21 protein-coding genes are annotated in these 18606 nt (G+C 39.8%); 10 read left to right on the top strand and 11 right to left on the bottom strand.

Annotated elements, in window-relative coordinates; all coding sequences use genetic code 11:
* Positions 1–4: 4 nt before the first annotated feature.
* Both pdxJ and AC1HJP_RS02955 read left to right on the top strand, forming a co-directional pair.
* On the top strand, positions 5–739 hold the full coding sequence (gene pdxJ / locus AC1HJP_RS02960; protein ID WP_480360291.1) for a pyridoxine 5'-phosphate synthase: 735 nt from the start codon (positions 5–7) through the stop codon (positions 737–739).
* Between the two features lie 72 nt (positions 740–811).
* Positions 812–1651, top strand: a complete 840-nt coding sequence (locus AC1HJP_RS02955; RefSeq protein WP_480360290.1) for a P-loop NTPase fold protein — start codon at positions 812–814, stop codon at positions 1649–1651.
* A gap of 12 nt (positions 1652–1663) precedes the next feature.
* On the opposite strand, the gene AC1HJP_RS02950 is transcribed toward AC1HJP_RS02955, so the two are convergent.
* Together AC1HJP_RS02950 and AC1HJP_RS02945 are read right to left on the bottom strand one after the other, a co-directional pair.
* The gene (locus AC1HJP_RS02950) at positions 1664–2644 is read right to left on the bottom strand and encodes a 2-hydroxyacid dehydrogenase (protein WP_480360626.1); all 981 of its coding nucleotides are present in this window, start codon (positions 2642–2644) and stop codon (positions 1664–1666) included.
* Complete coding sequence (locus AC1HJP_RS02945) at positions 2610–3194, bottom strand: glutathione peroxidase (RefSeq protein WP_404390166.1); 585 nt, start codon at positions 3192–3194, stop codon at positions 2610–2612. The genes AC1HJP_RS02950 and AC1HJP_RS02945 overlap by 35 nt, the downstream gene beginning before the upstream one ends.
* Before the next feature lie 64 nt (positions 3195–3258).
* Between AC1HJP_RS02945 and AC1HJP_RS02940 the strand changes: the two genes are divergently transcribed.
* Positions 3259–4143: an NAD(P)-dependent oxidoreductase gene (locus AC1HJP_RS02940; protein WP_480360289.1), complete on the top strand. Its 885-nt coding sequence runs from the start codon at positions 3259–3261 to the stop codon at positions 4141–4143.
* A gap of 56 nt (positions 4144–4199) precedes the next feature.
* Here AC1HJP_RS02940 and bcp read toward each other — a convergent pair whose 3' ends face one another.
* Together bcp and AC1HJP_RS02930 are read right to left on the bottom strand one after the other, a co-directional pair.
* Positions 4200–4673 carry a thioredoxin-dependent thiol peroxidase gene (gene bcp / locus AC1HJP_RS02935; protein WP_058030105.1) on the bottom strand — a complete coding sequence of 158 codons (474 nt, stop codon included), beginning with the start codon at positions 4671–4673 and terminating at the stop codon, positions 4200–4202.
* An 8-nt stretch (positions 4674–4681) separates the two neighbouring features.
* Positions 4682–5215, bottom strand: a complete 534-nt coding sequence (locus tag AC1HJP_RS02930; protein WP_138482089.1) for a glycine cleavage system transcriptional repressor — start codon at positions 5213–5215, stop codon at positions 4682–4684.
* Positions 5216–5733: 518 nt separating this feature from the next.
* Here AC1HJP_RS02930 and bamC point away from each other — a divergent pair.
* The gene (gene bamC / locus AC1HJP_RS02925) at positions 5734–6795 is read left to right on the top strand and encodes an outer membrane protein assembly factor BamC (RefSeq protein WP_480360287.1); all 1062 of its coding nucleotides are present in this window, start codon (positions 5734–5736) and stop codon (positions 6793–6795) included.
* 66 nt (positions 6796–6861) lie between these two features.
* On the top strand, positions 6862–8232 hold the full coding sequence (locus AC1HJP_RS02920) for a YjiH family protein (RefSeq protein ID WP_480360286.1): 1371 nt from the start codon (positions 6862–6864) through the stop codon (positions 8230–8232).
* A 30-nt stretch (positions 8233–8262) separates the two neighbouring features.
* On the opposite strand, the gene AC1HJP_RS02915 is transcribed toward AC1HJP_RS02920, so the two are convergent.
* Positions 8263–8424: a DUF2897 family protein gene (locus AC1HJP_RS02915; RefSeq protein WP_130256720.1), complete on the bottom strand. Its 162-nt coding sequence runs from the start codon at positions 8422–8424 to the stop codon at positions 8263–8265.
* Between the two features lie 165 nt (positions 8425–8589).
* On the opposite strand from AC1HJP_RS02915, the gene AC1HJP_RS02910 reads away from it, so the two are divergent.
* Positions 8590–9918 (top strand): ankyrin repeat domain-containing protein, encoded by a 1329-nt coding sequence (locus AC1HJP_RS02910; protein ID WP_480360285.1) that lies wholly within the window; start codon positions 8590–8592, stop codon positions 9916–9918.
* Between the two features lie 96 nt (positions 9919–10014).
* Here AC1HJP_RS02910 and AC1HJP_RS02905 read toward each other — a convergent pair whose 3' ends face one another.
* Genes AC1HJP_RS02905 through AC1HJP_RS02885 form a run of 5 tightly spaced genes read right to left on the bottom strand, consistent with a single transcriptional unit; the run spans position 10015 to position 13526 of the window.
* Positions 10015–10458, bottom strand: coding sequence for a DUF2069 domain-containing protein (locus tag AC1HJP_RS02905; RefSeq protein ID WP_480360284.1), 444 nt, complete (start codon positions 10456–10458; stop codon positions 10015–10017).
* On the bottom strand, positions 10455–11006 hold the full coding sequence (wrbA, locus tag AC1HJP_RS02900; protein ID WP_480360283.1) for an NAD(P)H:quinone oxidoreductase: 552 nt from the start codon (positions 11004–11006) through the stop codon (positions 10455–10457). Before wrbA ends, AC1HJP_RS02905 begins: the two co-directional genes overlap by 4 nt.
* Entirely contained in the window at positions 11006–11353 is a 348-nt protein-coding gene (gene arsC / locus AC1HJP_RS02895; RefSeq protein ID WP_480360282.1) for an arsenate reductase (glutaredoxin), read from the bottom strand. Before arsC ends, wrbA begins: the two co-directional genes overlap by 1 nt.
* A gap of 51 nt (positions 11354–11404) precedes the next feature.
* Positions 11405–12853, bottom strand: a complete 1449-nt coding sequence (gene bepA, locus AC1HJP_RS02890; protein WP_480360281.1) for a beta-barrel assembly-enhancing protease — start codon at positions 12851–12853, stop codon at positions 11405–11407.
* A 1-nt stretch (position 12854) separates the two neighbouring features.
* Entirely contained in the window at positions 12855–13526 is a 672-nt protein-coding gene (locus AC1HJP_RS02885; RefSeq protein ID WP_480360280.1) for a hypothetical protein, read from the bottom strand.
* 127 nt (positions 13527–13653) lie between these two features.
* On the opposite strand from AC1HJP_RS02885, the gene AC1HJP_RS02880 reads away from it, so the two are divergent.
* The 4 genes from AC1HJP_RS02880 to adk all read left to right on the top strand — a co-directional run bounded on the left by AC1HJP_RS02880 (position 13654) and on the right by adk (position 17782).
* Positions 13654–13875, top strand: a complete 222-nt coding sequence (locus tag AC1HJP_RS02880) for a hypothetical protein (RefSeq protein WP_480360278.1) — start codon at positions 13654–13656, stop codon at positions 13873–13875.
* Position 13876: 1 nt separating this feature from the next.
* Positions 13877–14944 carry an AI-2E family transporter gene (locus tag AC1HJP_RS02875; RefSeq protein WP_480360276.1) on the top strand — a complete coding sequence of 356 codons (1068 nt, stop codon included), beginning with the start codon at positions 13877–13879 and terminating at the stop codon, positions 14942–14944.
* 126 nt (positions 14945–15070) lie between these two features.
* Entirely contained in the window at positions 15071–16984 is a 1914-nt protein-coding gene (gene htpG, locus AC1HJP_RS02870) for a molecular chaperone HtpG (RefSeq protein ID WP_480360275.1), read from the top strand.
* 153 nt (positions 16985–17137) lie between these two features.
* Positions 17138–17782: an adenylate kinase gene (adk, locus tag AC1HJP_RS02865; protein ID WP_058030092.1), complete on the top strand. Its 645-nt coding sequence runs from the start codon at positions 17138–17140 to the stop codon at positions 17780–17782.
* Positions 17783–17834: 52 nt separating this feature from the next.
* On the opposite strand, the gene tpx is transcribed toward adk, so the two are convergent.
* Complete coding sequence (tpx, locus tag AC1HJP_RS02860) at positions 17835–18452, bottom strand: thiol peroxidase (protein ID WP_480360274.1); 618 nt, start codon at positions 18450–18452, stop codon at positions 17835–17837.
* Positions 18453–18606: the final 154 nt, after the last annotated feature.

Genomic DNA, 18606 nt, shown 5'->3' with positions numbered 1-18606 from the left:
GGCAATGAAAGATATTTTATTAGGCGTTAACGTCGACCATATTGCAACGCTAAGACAAGCTCGCGGTACCAGTTATCCTGATCCTGCGCATGCAGCAGCGGTTGCTGAGCATGCCGGTGCTGATGGTATTACCATACATTTACGTGAAGATAGACGTCATATTCAAGACCGAGATGTCTATGTGATGGCAAAAACCATTCAAACTCGAATGAATCTTGAAATCGCGCTGACTGAAGAAATGATCAATATTGCGCTTGAAGTGAAGCCCGCATATGTGTGCCTAGTACCTGAAAAACGTGAAGAATTAACCACAGAAGGCGGCCTTGATGTCATTTCACATCAAGTAGCAATCACCGACGCTGTAAGCAAACTAGAAGCTGCAGGAATTAAAGTATCCTTATTCATTGATGCTGACAAAGCACAAATTGATGCTGCAAAAGCAACCGGTGCACCTTATATTGAGATCCACACAGGTGCTTATGCAGATGCCGAAACAGACAAAGAAATGGCGCAAGAGCTTGAGCGTATTCGTGAAGGTGTGAAATATGCGCATGGTCTAGGGATCATAGTGAATGCAGGTCATGGTCTGCATTACCACAATGTAAAGCCGATTGCTGAAATGCCTGAAATCTATGAACTGAACATTGGTCACGCCATTATCGCACGCGCTGCGATTGACGGTCTTGAAAAAGCCGTGCGTGATATGAAACGTATCATGTTAGAAGCAAGACAAGCTTAATAAGCTTACACGTACTCTAAAAGGCCGCCCATGCGGCCTTTTCTATATGTGTTTTATTCAAAAGAGGTCAATATGTGTTGGCAAACAGAGTTTTTAGAAAAACATACTCTTTTAAACAGTTACCCAGAAAATGTGCAATGTGTGATCGATTGGTTAGATTCAGTGCTATCACATGAAAAGGCCCCATTTTGTTTAGCCATTAACGGTGCTCAAGGTAGTGGTAAATCAACATTATCAGCTTATCTAAAGAGTTATTTAGAGAGCCAAAATATTGCCACTGAGATTGTTTCTTTAGACGACTTTTATTTATCAAAAGCACAAAGAGCAGAGCGAGCTACTCAATACCATCCACTTTTTACAGTAAGAGGCGTGCCAGGTACGCACGATACTACTTTTGCCATAGAGCAAGTAAAGCGATTTAAAAATGCTGAGGACTTTATTTTGCCTCGTTTTAATAAGGCGGATGATGAGCCATATAGCAGTGCTAGGTGGTTAAAATGCACAAATAAGCCCAAGGTGCTTATTTTTGAAGGTTGGTGCTTAGGGCTGCTGCCTCAAAGTCGTGAGCTGTTGAAGATGCCGGTGAATGATCTTGAAGCTACGCAAGACTCAAATGGGGTGTATCGTGATAGAGTAAATCAATTTTTAGCGGATGAGTATCAAGCCCTGTTTGCACTTTTCGATAAATTAGTCTTTTTAAATGCGCAAAGCTTCGAGCGTGTTTACAGTTGGCGTTTGCAGCAAGAACATCAGCTGATAAATAGGGCTGGAACTGGCATGAGTGACGAAGAAGTTGAGGCATTTATTCAATATTTTGAGCGATTAACCCGTTGGGGTTTTGAAAGCTTGAGTGCTCGTAGCGACTTGCACATCAAGCTTGATGAAAACCGACAATTTAGTGTGGCTACTTAAACTTAGTTTAGGTTAACTCACTTCATTCAATAGTGGTTTGCTTTGACTAAAGTCGCTCAGGTTACCAACAGTCACATCAGCAATTTGCTCCAGAGCTTCTTCTGTGAAGAAACCCTGGTGACCTGTAATAAGTACATTAGGAAAACTCACTAAGCGAGCGAATAAGTCATCTTGCAAAATTTCTTCACTGCGATTTTTGAAGAACAGCTCAGACTCTTGTTCATAGACATCTAGGCCCAAGTAACCTAATTTTCTTGATTTAAGAGCTTGGATACAGGCTTGAGTATCTATGAGCGCACCGCGGCTAGTATTAATGAGCATGACTCCATCTTGCATTTTATTAAATGCAGTTTCATCAATAATATGATGAGTGGCTTCATTTAAAGGGCAGTGCAACGAAATGATGTCACTTTGGGCCAGTAACATATCTAAGCTAACTTGAGTATAAGAACCTTCGCCAACGTTAGGATCAAAGACTAAAACTTCTGCACCAAAGCCATTGAGAATTCGGATCAAGGCTTGGCCAATTTTCCCTGCACCAACAATACCGACTGTTTTTTTATGCAGATTAAAACCGAGTAAGCCATTTAGGTCGAAGTTATCTTCTCTTACTCGGTTATAAGCTTTATGGGTTTTACGACTTAGCGTCAACATTAAGGCAATACAATGCTCTGCAACGGCTTCAGGGCTATAGGCTGGTACGCGAACTACGGTGATCCCGAGTTTTTTAGCGCACGCTATATCGACATTATTAAAGCCTGCGCATCTTAACGCGATACAGCGTATGCCCTGCTCAGCTAATAGTTCTAATACAGGGCTTGATAAGTCATCGTTTACAAAGGCGCAGACAGCTTGAAAGCCTGAACATAGTGGAGCAGTTTGCACATTTAATGCTTCGCTAAAATGCGAGACGCTAATATTGCTGATAGTTGATAAAGCGTGTTCGAAATAGGGTTGTTCATACCTTTGCGAGCTGAACAAGGCGACTTTCATCATAAAGCTGACTCTCAATAGCTGTTTTTAGTGATTCTGGTTTAGTTCTAGGCGCATAACGTGCGACGAGTTCACCTTTTGAGTTTACTAAAAACTTAGTGAAATTCCATTTAATTGCCCGATTTTGCACTATGCCACGTGTATGCGTTTTCAAATAGTTAAAAATAGGGTGTGCATCAGGGCCAAGCACATGATGTTTTTGAGAAATATAAAAACTGGCAGTGAAGTACTTGTTATAAGAGTCGAGTAAAGGCTCACCTGATAAAGGCTCGCTATGACCAAATTGATCACAGGGTACCGCTAATATTTCAAAACCATCTTTTTTGTATTCTTTGTAGAGAGATTCTAATCCGGCAACTTGGTTTGCAAAGCTGCATTTACTGGCAATGTTCACGATGAGCAAGGTTTTACCTTCAAAGGTACTCATTGGAAGTTTTTTGCCATTAAGTAAATCAATACTGTATCTATAAATGTTATCCATAATTAATACATCCAAAGCGAGTAGATTGCTTTTTATTTTTAATCCGCATGTGTCTATTTCATTTGCCATACCCAAGCGTCTTGGGTATAAAAGCTCCAATCTTCATACCCTAACAAAGAAATAGGACAATTTTATGTCAATGAATGTGGCTTTTATCGGTTTAGGTGTCATGGGCTTTCCAATGGCTGGACATTTACAGAAAGCGGGTTACCAGGTAACCGTGTTTAATCGCACCACAGCCAAAGCTGAAGCTTGGGCTAAAGAGCATGGCGGTGATTTTGCAATTACACCAAAATTGGCAGCAGAGCAGGCTGAAATTGTATTTATGTGCGTTGGTAATGACGATGACTTACGCTCGGTTGTGTATGGGGAAGAAGGCGTGCTTGCAGGTATGAAGTCAGGTGCAATCTTAGTCGACCATACAACCACATCAGCAAAAGTCGCGAAAGAAGTGGCTGAAAAGGCAACAGAGCAATCAGTCGCATTTCTTGATGCGCCCGTATCAGGTGGTCAGGCAGGGGCAGAAAATGGCGTATTGACCGTTATGGTCGGTGGTGAACAATCAGTATTTGATAAAGTGCAACCTGTTATGGCTGCGTTTAGTCGTTTTAGCCAGTTATTAGGGCCTGTTGGTGCAGGTCAAACTTGTAAAATGGTTAATCAAATTTGTATTGCAGGTGTAGTACAAGGTTTAGCAGAGGGGCTTCATTTTGCTAAACAAGCAGGCCTTGATGGTGAAAAAGTCATTGAGACAATTTCAAAAGGTGCTGCTGGTTCATGGCAAATGGAAAACCGTTATAAAACCATGTTAGCGGGTGAATATGAGTTCGGCTTTGCGGTAGATTGGATGCGTAAAGATTTAGGCATTGCCCTTGATGAAGCGCGAAACAACGGCGCAAGTATTCCACTGACAGCCATGGTTGACCAATATTATGCAGACGTTCAAGCTTTAGGTGGTGGCCGTTTTGATACATCGAGCTTATTAGCACGCTTAGATGCGATTCACGACAAGAAGTAGCGTAAAACAAAAAAGGTATGCGTTTAGCATACCTTTTTGCTTTTAGAAAAATACGATTATGCGTTTTCTTTTAGGAAGTTAATAACTACTTCGTGATGGTCTTTAGTCTTGAATTTATCAAACACATGTTTGATTTTACCATCTTGAGAGACTAAGAAACTAATTCTGTGAATACCGTCGTATTCTTTACCCATAAACTTCTTTAAACCCCACACACCGAACGCATCTGCAATGGCATGATCTTCGTCAGATAATAGGTCAAAGTTTAACTCTTTCTTAGTTTCGAAGTTCTTTAAACGCTTGATTGGATCTGGGCTAATACCTACCGCAACAGTATTCAGCTCAGCAAGTTGTGCTTTTTCGTTACGCAGGTTTTCAGCTTGAACCGTGCAACCAGGTGTTGATGCTTTTGGATAGAAGTAAACTAAAACTTGGTTTGATTCTAATAAGGTTTTTAGCTCGACTGTTTCGTCATTTTGGTTTTGTAACGAGAATAAAGGTGCGTTGTCACCTGCTTTTAATGTGTTCATATATATCCTTAGCGAATACGTCTTAAAATGTAATCTACATTGAGTGTACTTGAAAGTGCTTCGAATTGTACTTTGAAATCGTCAAGATCGATCTGTGCAGGTAAGTTTAATTCTAACTCACAGCGCATATGTAATTCATTGTCTTGTTCATACGTGTCAGATTTTAATGATGCGATACTAACATTATGCTCAGCGATAAAACGTGTCACTTTGCTGAGTGTGCCTGGCGCGTCTATGCCTGTGTATTCTAAATTATAAGCACCAATATAATCGTCTTCAGTATGAGAACTGGTACGCTTCATCATTGTTAGCAAACCGAGCTCCATGCCTTTAACAGGTAGGGTATGCTCAACACGGCTAATGGCGGCCATATCGCCACTAAGAAGCATTATGAAGGTAAACTCTCGCCCTAGAATGGCGATACGACTATCAATGATATTGCAATGGCAGTCGCTGACGAGTTGAGTGAGTTCACTAACGATACCAGAGCGATCTTCGCCTATTGCAGTTAATACTAATTGTTGGTTTGTAAATGCGGTCATTAAGTCGCCAAATTAATTTATTTGTTTCGTATGCATCTAAACGAAAACAGCAACGCTGCTTCTCTAAGTAAAATGCGCTTTCTTAATGCTTTATTTCGACACAACAGAACATGACATGCTTTGAGCTAGCGCAAGTTCATCATGCTTGTCGAATTTTAAAATATTCGATTGTATGCTTTTTATTAACATCTTAAGAGAAATCTTGAATACAGCATATGTGCTTGTATAAGATGTTGATTTTCACAGATGCTTACCAATTCAAAAGCCGCGCGAGAGTCTAGCACAATACTAGAGATAACGCACTGTACAAAGCTTACAGCCACTTTTAGGCTGGCCTTTCTTGTGTTTGTGTGGATAGACAAGTAACATATTGAGAATTTTTTAAGTAAAAGATTCTAAGTGATTAAAACTTATAAGAAAGTTTAGTCACAATAATAATTTTCGCTTTTACAGTGAACCAAACTAAGCATACCCGACTCATATAACTAAATAACAGGGTCTGCTAAGGAGAATAATCAGTGCAGTATTGGATCCCAAAAACGGTCGCGTTAGGCGTGATCCTTGGTTTATCTGGATGTAGTGTTTTCACAAATGACACCCACCACGAAAAAAATTACCGTATTAATAAAGCAGTTCAAGTTCCGGGTGATCTAAAACAGCCTTACAAAGATCCAACTTATGTTATGCAAGAAGCACAGTACAATAACGATACTGAGGTACTTGCATTGCGCCCGCCTCAACAAGTACTCACACTTGCTGCAGGCTCTTGGGTTGAACAAAATGACAAGCTCGCTAGAGTATTTTTTGATAAAAACGATGGCATTGAAGATTTAACTTCATTTATTTGGCAAGCTGTTGATTCTGTTGTTGCTGAAAACCAGGCTGGTTTTGAAAGCATGAATAAAAATCAAGGTGAGGCACTTACCGATTGGTATTCAGTGATTACGCCTTCTTCAAAGTGGTTCTGGCAAGAAGAGACTACGCCATCCAAACAAAAATATAAATTCACAGTTTCTCAAAGTGAACATCAAAGAACTGCGTCGTTAAGTGCTGAACTTGTCGACTACCAAAGTGATGAAGTTGAATTAACTGATTTACTTAAACAGCAATTGGAAGTGCGTGCACTTAATCAAGTTGTTGCTGAGTTCGATTATCAATATCGTTTATTACTTGTTGAGCTTCGTAAACAGCAAGGGCAACTGGCATTAGATATGGGCTTCGACCCGAAAGGCAACGCAGCTATGGTTGCAGCACAACCACTTAATGTCGTCATTGCAAATCTAGCCAATGTTTTAGAGCGTCTTAATTTTACTATCATTAGTGTTGATGGTGAAAAAGACGAGTTACATGTTAGATATGAAAAGCCTGAAGACAGCGTGTGGGATTCTATTTGGGGTGATGAAGTGACTATATTACCAATTGAAGAAGGTGATTATCGTATCAAAATAGCTTCGTTATCAGATAAAGAGTCATCAGTTACATGGCGAAACAATAACGGTGAAGCTTTAACCGCTGAGTTGTTAAGTGAGTTACAACAGAAGCTAAACAAAGCAATTGGTAGCAAAGGCTTATCAATCTAAACAAGTAATATTTAAAGAACAGAAAAGAGCTGCGGCTCTTTTCTGCGTTTTTATAGGTAAATAATAATGACAACTCAACCTTATCAAAAAGATAAAGTGCACTGGCGTACTTTGTTTGCGTTTATTGTACCGTCTTTAATCGGTGTATTTTTGTTTATGACACCGGTCTCAATTGGCGAAGCAATGACTATTCCCATTGCTGTACTGGCTAAAAAACTTCAAGCATTTGTTGCCCCTTTTATTCATGCCATGATTGTGGGGGTTGTCTGTGTTACAGCTGTTTTAAGTTTGGTCGCCAAACTGTTGAAGCCAAAAGCTTTGATGCAGTTCACGCTGTTTAAACATTTGTTTGATGTCAGTTGGATTTGGTTGGTTACCCGTTTATTGGGTGCAGCATTTATACTAATGACTTTTTTTAAAGTGGGTCCTGCTTTTATTCATGCAGAGCATACCGGTGCCTTGGTACTGAACGACCTTTTGCCTGTGTTATTTTCTGTGTTTGTACTCGCGGGATTGTTGTTACCTTTATTACTTAATTTCGGTTTACTAGAGCTGGTGGGTACTTTGCTCACAAAAGTAATGCGTCCACTGTTCGGAGTACCAGGTAGAAGTGCGGTTAATTGTGTGGCTTCTTGGTTAGGTGACGGTAGTGTCGGTATTTTAATGACAGCCCGTCAATATGAAGAAAAATACTATACACAAAAAGAAGCTGCCATTATTGGAACGACTTTCTCTGCTGTTTCGATTACTTTTTGCTTAGTGGTCATTGGCCAAGTAAAGCTTGAACATTTATTTGCACCTTTCTATTTAACCGTATGTTTAGCAGGCTTTGTTGCTGCGATTATCGTGCCTCGCTTACCGCCTTTAAGCTTTAAAAAATCAACTTATATTGATGGCACTGAACCTGCGCACGATGCAGAAGCCGTACCAGAAGGTAAAACCTTGTTTCAACATGCGTTATCTGTAGCACTAGAGAAAGCTGAAAACGCACCTGGTGTTAAAGGCACATTGAAAGAGGGGGTGACCAACGCACTAGATATGGTGTTTGCCGTACTTCCAGTGGTGATGGCTGTTGGTACGTTTGCACTGATCATTGCTGAATATACGCCTGTTTTTCAGTATTTAGGTACGCCATTCGTTCCATATCTTGAACTGTTACAAGTGCCAGAAGCGGCCCAAGCAGCACAAACTATCGTTGTTGGCTTTGCTGATATGTTTATTCCTTCAATTCTTGCTGCAAGCAGTATTGAAAGTGATGTAACGCGCTTTATTGTTGCTGCGATGAGTGTGACACAGCTTATCTATATGTCTGAGGTTGGCGCTTTACTTCTGGGTAGTAAAATCCCAGTTAACATCCTAGAGCTATTCACAATTTTTATTCTAAGAACGTTAGTAACATTACCCGTGATTGCTTTAATGGCGCATTGGTTAGTGTAAGTTATTCAGGAAGAGTAAAGGATGTAAGCTTTACTCTTCTTTTTCATTATCTGGTTTTATCTGCTTATCAATTTTCTTCTTTATATCAAATTTAGCTGAGTATTTAAGCAGCGCGATATTACTCCAAATAATACCTAGAACACCAATAATGATAAGGATGACTTGCCAAGTCTCGAATTTAGTTGATGCCATGATAGGGCCCTTAAATCGGTTTCAAATTATATTGTCATTATAATTTCGAAAGTTTGATTAAGATACCTTGAATTCAGCTGAAAAAATAAGATTTTATATATATGAGCTGCTATGATCTGCGCATTTGAGATTAATACAGATAGCTTCAAACTTTGTGAGTAATTGATGGAAAAAGTTTTAATTTGGCCTGCACAATATCCATTACTTCTTAAAGGGCTTGCGGAGCAAAATGGCGCATTCATTCTCGATGCACTAGAAGCTTGGCCTGAATGTCAGACCTTAACCGATGAACAAGGCGTTGAAAGTACCATTTTACCGCCAGTTTTTTATTTGATTTGGCTTAAGCCGTTAGACCCATTTGAAGCCTGTCATTTTCAACATATCGATGAATATGAAGAAGAACACCGCACTTACACTGAAATGCTGGTTTCTCATTTCAATCAGGCAGGGCTCGATCATCAAGCAATCGTGTTAATGCTCATTCAGCGTCTAGCTCAATACAGTCAAATTAACGCCCAGCTCAACTGTGTTTCATACCCTGATTTTTTCGAGTTGTTGTCTGATAAAGTTATGGTTGATGTCATACTTTGGACGATTCAAAATGGCGTCAATTTGTCACCAAAACAACTAATCACCTGTTGGCAACAAGATGTGTTAAAAGAGCCCCTGATAGCTCTTCTTCCTGACTGTTTGCAAAGCTTGGATGAAACGACACAATATTTACTTACTCAAACTAATTCAGATGAACCTGTTTTTGATTTACTGAGCCACTTAATTGATGAAGATGAAGTTAAAAACCTTTTAGAACAAGCTCTGCTCAATTTGATCACCTCAGAGCATGTAAAACAAGCAGAACTGATTGAATATATAAAGCAAGGTGCAAGAGCGACATTAGTTGACGAGCATGGCAAAAACGCATTTATGTATGCTATCGAGCAGGGCTTTGTGAGTATTGTCGAACAACTTATTGATTCACAAGATCTTAGCCAAAAAGACGAACACGGAAATGGACTAATGCACTTCGCGGTTCTATCTAATTCTTCAGCCATGATTTCTTTACTCTTCAAGCATGGTTGTAAGGCAAAAGTTGTTAATGAGTTAGGGCAAACACCTTACCGTTTAGCATTGAAGCATGGTGCATTTATCGCGAAGAAGACGCTTGAACAGCATGGTATTAAAGAGCTGTCAGAAGGGGAGCAATATAATAAAATCAGATTAGTGCACATATTTGTGGCAATAGTATGTTTTGCATTTCCACTTCAGCTGTCGTTATTCTTTAGTGATACTTTTGATTATAAAAGTGAAAGTGTGTGGCTTTTTTCTATCTTGAGCATTGCGCTTATTACGCTATCTCGGAAAATCAAAAAAGGGGCCTTGTACCCGGTTAAACGCCACCCTTGGTCTTTAAAGCTTCTTTACGGCAAAGCTTATTTGAGTACGAGCTTACAAGTCATGTTATCACTACTTGTGTTATTTACCGTCTTAACAAGTTAATCTATCTCCTGTTTTAAAATACAAGACTACAAATAAGAAGAGCACCAGTTGGTGCTCTTTTTTATATTTAAAACTGAGTATTTTTAAGAACTAGCATCAATCAGGATCTTCTGTATGTTCGTGTGCTGCCTTTTCATCAGCGAGATCTTGTTTGAGCTTACGAATTCTTAACCCCAGCTCTTGACCACGGTGTTTAGCATAATATGTACAGCCAACGAACATTAAACTTGCAAAGAGTAGCTCTAACAGCACCCAAAGTAGTTCATCAGTTGCAATCCACAACAAGGTGAAACCATGCAAGAAGTAAATCAATACGATGAAGTTTGCCCATGCGTAAGTGTAAGGGTTATCTTTTATAAACCCTCTTAAGGGTAAAAGTAGCGGAAGAATATATACCGTAAACATAAACCCGAGGCTGTGACCTTCTCTAGGAGAAAGTACAAATAACCACAGTGGCATTAAAATCAGCAAACCTACGTAGCCTGTTAAAGCCATATTTTGAAAGCGCTTAGTTAGCGGCTTTTTTTCTACAGATGTCATTTTAATTTTTCAGCAATAGTGATGAGACGTTTTCCAACAGAGCGACAGATTTTCGTTTCTGTGTCACTGAGCATTGATGTATTTGCAGTGCCTGCAACATGACTGGCACCATAAGGTGTACCGCCAGTGGTAGTTTGAGATAATTCAGGCACATCATAGGGGACACCTAATAACATCATGCCATGATGCAGCAATGGTAGCGACAAGTTAAGTAATGTTGCTTCATTACCACCATGCATGCTGCTTGAGGAAGTAAACACACAAGCCGGCTTGTCAATAAGCTGACCTTTTAACCATATATCACTGGTTGTTTCCCAGAATTGTTTAGCTTGTGCTGCCATCATGCCAAACCGAGTTGGAGTGCCAAATGCAAGTGCGTCACAACGCAACAGGTCGTCTTTTGACACGACAATGTCATGGGCTTCTCGTTGTTCGAAAGTGCGAAGCAACACGGTTACGCCTAGTGATTCAGCAGCTTCTGCAATTTCATTGGCCATGGCTCTCACAGAGCCGTGGCTAGAATGAAACAAAACCAATAATGTGGTCATTAAAGAATAGCCAGCACAGACTCAGGTGGACGACCAATCGCCGCTTTAACGCCTTTTACTACTATAGGGCGCTCAATCAGTTTAGGGTTCTCTAACATAGCTTGTTTAAGAGCGGCTTCATCTGTGTCTTTATTCAAGCCCAATTCTTTGTAAAGTGTTTCTTTACTACGTACAAGTTGATGTGCTGATTCAAAACCTAACTGAGTAAGTAAAGTATCTAAAGTGCTTAAATCAACGGGCGTTTTTAAATATTCAACGATTTCTGGTGTCACACCATGGGTTTCTAGTAAAGCGAGCGTTTCACGTGACTTTGAACAACGCGGGTTATGATAAATGGTTACAGACATATTCATTTCCTAAATTAAATTTTGCGTATTTTAAGTGAACGAGGCAAAGACTTAAAGTTTGGCAAGCTCTTTCTGCATCTGTCTATATTGCTTCAAAAGCGCTTTGAGTCTGGTTTTCTTGACGGTTTCTAAAGTATCAACATGATTTAGTGCACGTTGTATCTCATCAGCAGCTTTGAGAAAAGCACCGTAAGAAGCGAGCACACTTGCTTTGGCTTCGTAATAGGCAGCCTGATCGCCATTATTCTTGTAGAGATCAGCGAGCAATTCTTTGGCAAGTAAGTGCTCTGGCTCATCGAGTAAAAATAATTTTAGGGTTTGCTCAGCAATATCATACTGCTTTGCTTTTATTGCTGAATTTGCATAATTTAAAGCCAACACCTGATTATTTGGTCGTAAATTATTATGTTTGGTTAATACTTCTACCGCTTGTTCTGATTGCCCACGGCTAATCAGAATATCTGTATAAACATCTAAATAAAATAAGTTGTTAGGCTCATCGTTAAGTAGAGGTCGCAGTATTTTTTCAGCTTCTTTAGCTTGTTTTTGGTCCAATAAGCTGATGGCAAGGCCATATTCGAGATGTCTTTTATCTAGCGAAGTTGATTTACGGATTTCATTCTCAAAAAAAGCTTGAGCATCTTTGCTATCTAATTGATACCTCGCAATGACACGACTTTTAGCTAAATTAAAGTCTTGGCTTGGTTGAAGTTGCCTTGGTTGATATTGTTGCGCTCTTAATCTCACATCAGATACCCGAGAGTCAGGGAGAGGGTGAGTCAGTAAAAATGCAGGCGGTTTGGTTTGAAAACGTACTTGGTTTGACAATTTTGTTAAAAAGGCACCAGCTTGAGAGGGATCGAATCCTGCGTTATATAAGGTTTGCATCCCAAAGCGATCTGCTTCTTGCTCAGCTTTTCGACTGTGAGACAATTGACTTAAGCCCGCCTGAGTAGTACTAGCCGATAGGATTGCCATGCCTGCATCAGGCGCAATTATCGTTGCAAGTATACCGGTCACAATACCTGCGACAGTCATTGCTGAGTTATCTTTTTGATGTTGTAAACGTCTGGCTAGGTGTCTCTGAGTAACATGAGCTATTTCGTGACCTAGCACAGAGGCAAGCTGACTTTCGTTATCTGATTGCGCAATTAAACCGGTATGAATACCGACATGGCCCCCATAAAAAGCAAAAGCATTGATAGCTTGATTGTTGATCATAAAGAATGTGAAAGGAAAGCGCACATTGTTTGCATTTGCAACCAGCTTATTGCCAAGAGAAGATATGTATTCATCTAAAACAGGGTCTTGGACGAGCGGTGACCCGCCTCTGATCTGCATCATCATGACTCTACCCAAGGCTTTTTCTTTATCTATGGGGAGTACTTCTAAAGCTGATGAGCCTAAATCGGGAAGTTTAAAGTCTGTTTGGGCGTTTGAACTACTTGAAAATAGTAGCATAGTGCTGAGCAAACCACTCAGCAATAAGCTTTTGAGCATGTTATTCCTTATTGCCGTTAAGTCCGAGCATGATCTGAGCTAAGTCAATCTCATCGCTACACATACGGCTGTCTTTTTCGCACAGTTGATAGAATTCTTTTATTGAGACCCCTTTGACCTTAACAACGTTCATTTCTTTTTTTAGATAAGTAATAATTTTATGTACTACCTTGTGAGAATGAAGAATAAGGGCTTTGTCAGCTACATCACCACGTTCAAAATAAAAAGCAATAAATTTATGTAGTTGATTGAAGCGTAGTAATGTCTTCATTGAGTGAGGGTCCCAAGTATTGAATTCTAGAAACTTATTATCCTTAATTAACATATCAGTTTCTAAGGGTTTATCTTTTGCGTATGGAAGTGCCCATAATTCAAAACCTCGGTCAGTAAAAACTTGGTCTATGGCTATTTTCGGCCTATTGTCACAAAAGATGTTGCCGTTATCGTCTTCATAGCCGTCTAGTAGTGCTAAATTCCAGTTACGCTTGTCAACTAGGCGTGTAACAGCATTATCAAACCCATGTTGGAAGAGCCCATCACTTTCGCTGACAGAAGAAGCAACTAAATGATAGAAAGGTGGTAATTCACCCCAGTTAAGTTGTTTCTTATACCAGTTGATGTCTTTAAGTGTTGGGTTATCAGGTAACTTTGCTTTGTTGTTAACTCTTGCCATAAATACGCGTAAAAAAAGTAAAACTATTTATAGAATAAACGATTGTGGCTGAGCTATCTACTTTGTAGATGGTTATGTGTAATTTTTTAATGTTACACTGTTATGGGTAAAATTTGGTAAAGCGGTTATGTGTTTAACAATTGATTTAAGTACTTATCAGTGCCCACAATTATTTGTGCAATTTAAACTTCAGTTAAAGCAAGCACAAGTGAATAAACAATCTGTATGTTTTATTTATGAACAAAAGCAGCTGATAAATGACATTCTAGCTTTTTTAGAAGCAAAAAAGTTTAGCTACACTCAGCATCATGATGCTAAACCTTATCCTTATATAGAGGTGATCCTTTAATATGTTTGAACTTGTTTCAAAGTGGTACAAGAATAAATTTTCTGATCCTAATTCTGTCACGCTTTTGTTTATTGTGTTGGGGCTTGCTGTTTCGCTCTATTTATTTGGCCCATATATTCTTCCTGTGTTGGTGGCTTTGGTTATTGCATATTTATTAGAGTGGCCAGTCGCTAAAATTGAAAATGTGATAAAAAGCCGTGTGTTAGCGACAAGTTTTATTATTTTACTTTTTTCTGGCGTGTTGCTGACCATGGCATTGGGACTTATCCCGGTATTATGGCAACAGTTGAGTAATTTATTACAAGAAGCACCAGTGATGTTAGAAGAGGGTAAAGACTTACTTTTACATCTTCCAGAACAATACCCCACGCTTATCTCAGGTGAACAAGTAAAAGCATTAGTTGCTAGTACTGAGAATAAAATTCTTGAAGCAGGGCAAGTAATCTTATCGTTCTCCTTAACCTCCATTAAAGATATTGTCGCTTGGATGATTTATTTAATCTTAGTGCCATTATTGGTTTTCTTTATGTTAAAAGACAAAGAAGTACTCACTAAGAGTATGTCTGTATTGGTGCCCAAAGATAGAAGGCTTATCCAGCAAGTTTGGCATGAAATGGATCATCAGATCATGAATTACATTCGTGGTAAGGTGCTAGAAATTCTAATTATTGGTACTGCCACATTTGTCGCGTTCTGGATTTTAGATTTGCGCTATGCGGCGCTACTGGGAGCGCTGGTTGGTTTTTCTGTGCTTATTCCATTTGTAGGCGCTGCGTTAGTGACTATTCCGGTTGCGGCGGTGGCCATGTTCCAATTCGGATTAGATACGCAATTTTGGACCATTTTAATTGTGTATGGGATCATTCAAGCCTTAGACGGTAATGTATTAGTCCCGCTTTTATTCTCTGAAGCGGTAGACCTCAACCCAGTATTTATTATTGTCGCAGTGCTATTCTTTGGCGGTTTGTGGGGCTTTTGGGGGGTGTTTTTTGCAATCCCAATGGCATCGCTTGTAAAAGCATTGTTCAATGCGTGGTCTGATAGCTGGAAACCCCAAGTTCAAAACTAAACATTCTTTTTTTTTGCGCTGGCGTCTTTGCAGCGCAAAAAATTTCAAATTTCCTCTTGAAGTTATTATTCCTCGCCCCATATACCTCATAACACTGTGCAAATACTGGTTTAATCGGAGATAAAGATGACCACAGCTCAAAAAGAAACATTAGGCTTTCAAACAGAAGTCAAACAATTACTAAACCTAATGATCCACTCTTTATATTCAAATAAAGAGATCTTTTTACGTGAATTGGTTTCAAACGCATCGGATGCAGCTGACAAGCTTCGCTTTTTAGCGCTGCAAAACGGTGACCTGTACGAGGGTGATGCAAACTTACGCGTTCGTATTAGTGCAGATAAAGACGCAAAAACTGTGACTATCTCAGATAACGGCATTGGTATGACCCGCGAAGAAGTGATTAACTCACTGGGTACGATTGCAAAATCTGGTACTGCAGAATTTTTCCAAAACTTATCTGGTGACCAAGCCAAAGATTCACAATTAATCGGTCAGTTTGGTGTTGGTTTCTATTCAGCATTTATTGTTGCTGATGCGGTAACGGTTGTGACACGTAAAGCAGGTGAAGAAAAAGCTGTAGAGTGGCATTCAAAAGGTGAAGGTGAATTCACACTGGCTGAAGTTGAAAAAGCATCGCGCGGTACAGAGATTATCCTTCATTTACGCGAAGATGAAACAGAATTTTTAGAAGAGTACCGCTTACGCAGCATTGTAACTAAGTATTCAGATCATATTTCAATTCCAGTTGAAATGTATAAGCAACCTGTTGAAGAATCTGAAGGCCCAGACGGTGAGAAAATCCCAGCTCAACCAGGCGAATGGGAAGCAATCAACCGTGCGACAGCGCTTTGGACACGTGACAAATCAGAAGTTTCTGATGAAGAATACAAAGAATTTTATAAGCACGTAGGCCATGATTGGGAAGAGCCTCTAACTTGGGCACACAACAAAGTAGAAGGTAAGACTGAGTATACGAGCCTGCTTTATATTCCTAAAAAAGCACCATTCGATTTATGGAACCGTGACCGTCAAAGTGGTTTGAAGCTTTACGTACAGCGCGTATTCATTATGGATGATGCAGAGCAGTTTATGCCAAGCTATCTTCGTTTTGTGAAAGGTCTACTAGATTCAAACGATTTACCACTAAACGTATCACGTGAGATTCTTCAAGATAATAAGATCACTCAAGCGATCCGCAAAGGTTGTACATCTAGAGTACTTAAGATGCTTGACCGCATGGGCAAGAATAAACCAGAAGAGTATCAAACATTCTGGAATGAATTCGGTAAGGTATTAAAAGAAGGTCCTGCTGAAGATATCTCTAATAAAGAAGCCATTGCGAAACTACTTCGTTTCAGCTCAACGCATACAGACGAAAGCACTGAAAATGTGTCTTTAGAGCAATATATTGAGCGTATGAAAGAAGGCCAAGATAAGATTTACTATGTTGTTGCAGATAGCTTTGAAGCGGCGAAGAGCTCTCCTCATTTAGAAATCTTCCGCAAGAAAGGCATCGAAGTACTACTAATGGCAGATCGCGTTGATGAGTGGATGATGAGTCACTTAACTGAATTCAACGAAAAGCAGTTTGCATCAATTACTCGTGGTGACTTAGACCTAGGCGACTTAGACGACGAAGAAACAAAGAAAGCGCAAGAAGAAAGCGAAAAAGAAGTTGAAGGCTTAGTTGAGCGCATTAAAACAGTACTAGGCGAGAAAGTAAAAGAAGTACGTTTCACGCACCGTTTAACTGATTCTCCGGCGTGTGTGGTTGTTGATGACAATGACATGAGTTCTCAAATGCAAAAGCTGATGGAGTCAGTAGGTCAAGCAGTACCAGAAGCGAAGCCAATCTTTGAACTAAACCCTGAGCATCAACTTGTGAAACACTTAAACGTTGAGCAAGATGAAGATAAATTTGCACAATGGTCTGATGTATTACTAGATCAAGCCTTGTTAGCAGAACGTGGAAGCTTAAAAGATCCTGCTGCATTCGTAGCGAAACTTAATAAGCTAATGCTTGATTTAAGTAAGTAACCGCTTTTTGAATATTAAAGGGGCCAAAGTATCACTTTGGCCCCTTTTTTTGTGCAGTTAATCAGCAATTAGTATAAGTTGCTTGAGATAACATGCAGCTTGTGAAAAAATCCCAACAACTTCAAATAAACTCCCGAATAAGAGGAACACACTATGCGCATCATCCTTCTAGGCGCGCCGGGTGCAGGTAAAGGCACTCAAGCTCAATTTTTAATGGACAAATACGGCATCCCACAGATCTCAACTGGTGATATGCTACGTGCTGCAATCAAAGAGGGCACGCCTCTGGGTCTTGAAGCTAAAAAAGTAATGGACGCAGGTCAGCTAGTTTCTGATGAAATCATCATCGGTCTAGTGAAAGAGCGTATTGCTAAAGCTGATTGCGAAAATGGTTTCTTACTAGATGGTTTCCCACGCACAATTCCTCAAGCGGATGCAATGAAAGAAAATGGCATTGCTATTGACCACGTTATTGAGTTTGACGTTGCTGATGAGATCATCGTTGAGCGTATGGGCGGTCGTCGTGTTCACCCTGGTTCTGGCCGTGTTTACCACGTAGTTTACAATCCACCTAAAGTGGAAGGTAAAGATGACGTAACGGGTGAAGACCTTATCATTCGTGATGATGACGTTGAAGAAACAGTGCGTAAGCGTTTAGGTATCTACCACGATCAAACAAAGCCACTGGTTGATTACTACCAAGCAGAAGCAGAGCAGGGTAACACTCAGTACCACCGTTTAGATGGTACACAGGCTGTAGAAGCGGTAAGCGCTCAGCTAGGTGAATTATTAGGTTAATTTCCTAGGTTATTAGCCAGTAAAAAAAGCCGCATTAGCGGCTTTTTTATTGTTATTCAGTGTCAGCTTTGGGCTCTGTTGTTTTGCCCGACAATTCATTGAGGTGCGAGATAACTTCTTCGTAATTTGGTTCTGTGGCAAGATTCGACACGAGTTGTTTATATGTTACTTTGTGCTCTTTGTCTAAAACCAGAATAGCCCTGCTCAACAGGCCCATGTCCTTAATATAAAGCCCATATTGCTTACCGAAATCTCGCCAAACTGAGTCGGATAGCGTTTGGATGTTATTTATACCTTCAACTGTACAGAAGCGTTTCTGCGCGAATGGTAGGTCTGCACTGATGGTGAGCATTGCTATGTTGTTGTATTTGTCTGCGACTTCCTGATTAAAGAATTTCGTTTGTAAACTACATACGCCGGTATCAAGGCTAGGTACTATACTTATTAATACCGCTTTGCCTGAAAAATCATTTAATGTAACTGCTTTAAACTGAGCATCAACCACCTTGAAATTTGGCGCTTGTTGCCCAACTGTTACACCTTTACCCAACAAAGTAACCTCTTTACCTTGCGCAAATACTTTGCCTTTATCGATTTGATTCTCTTCAATTTCTAGAGCAAGAGTGGCTGATGAAGCTAAACTCAATGCCAGTAGGATTTTTTTCAGCATAAAGTATTCCTTATTGGGTTAACTTAATTGTTTCAACTGTATTATACTTATAATCAAATGATATGTTACTAAGAATAATTGCGTTGTAAATCTAAGCCAAATTTATTAACATTTGCAATCGTTCTGCACTTCAAATAATTATAATCAAAAGAGA

The organism is Pseudoalteromonas sp. NFXS53 (assembly GCF_056629255.1).
This window is presented reverse-complemented; position numbering and strand designations above follow the sequence as displayed.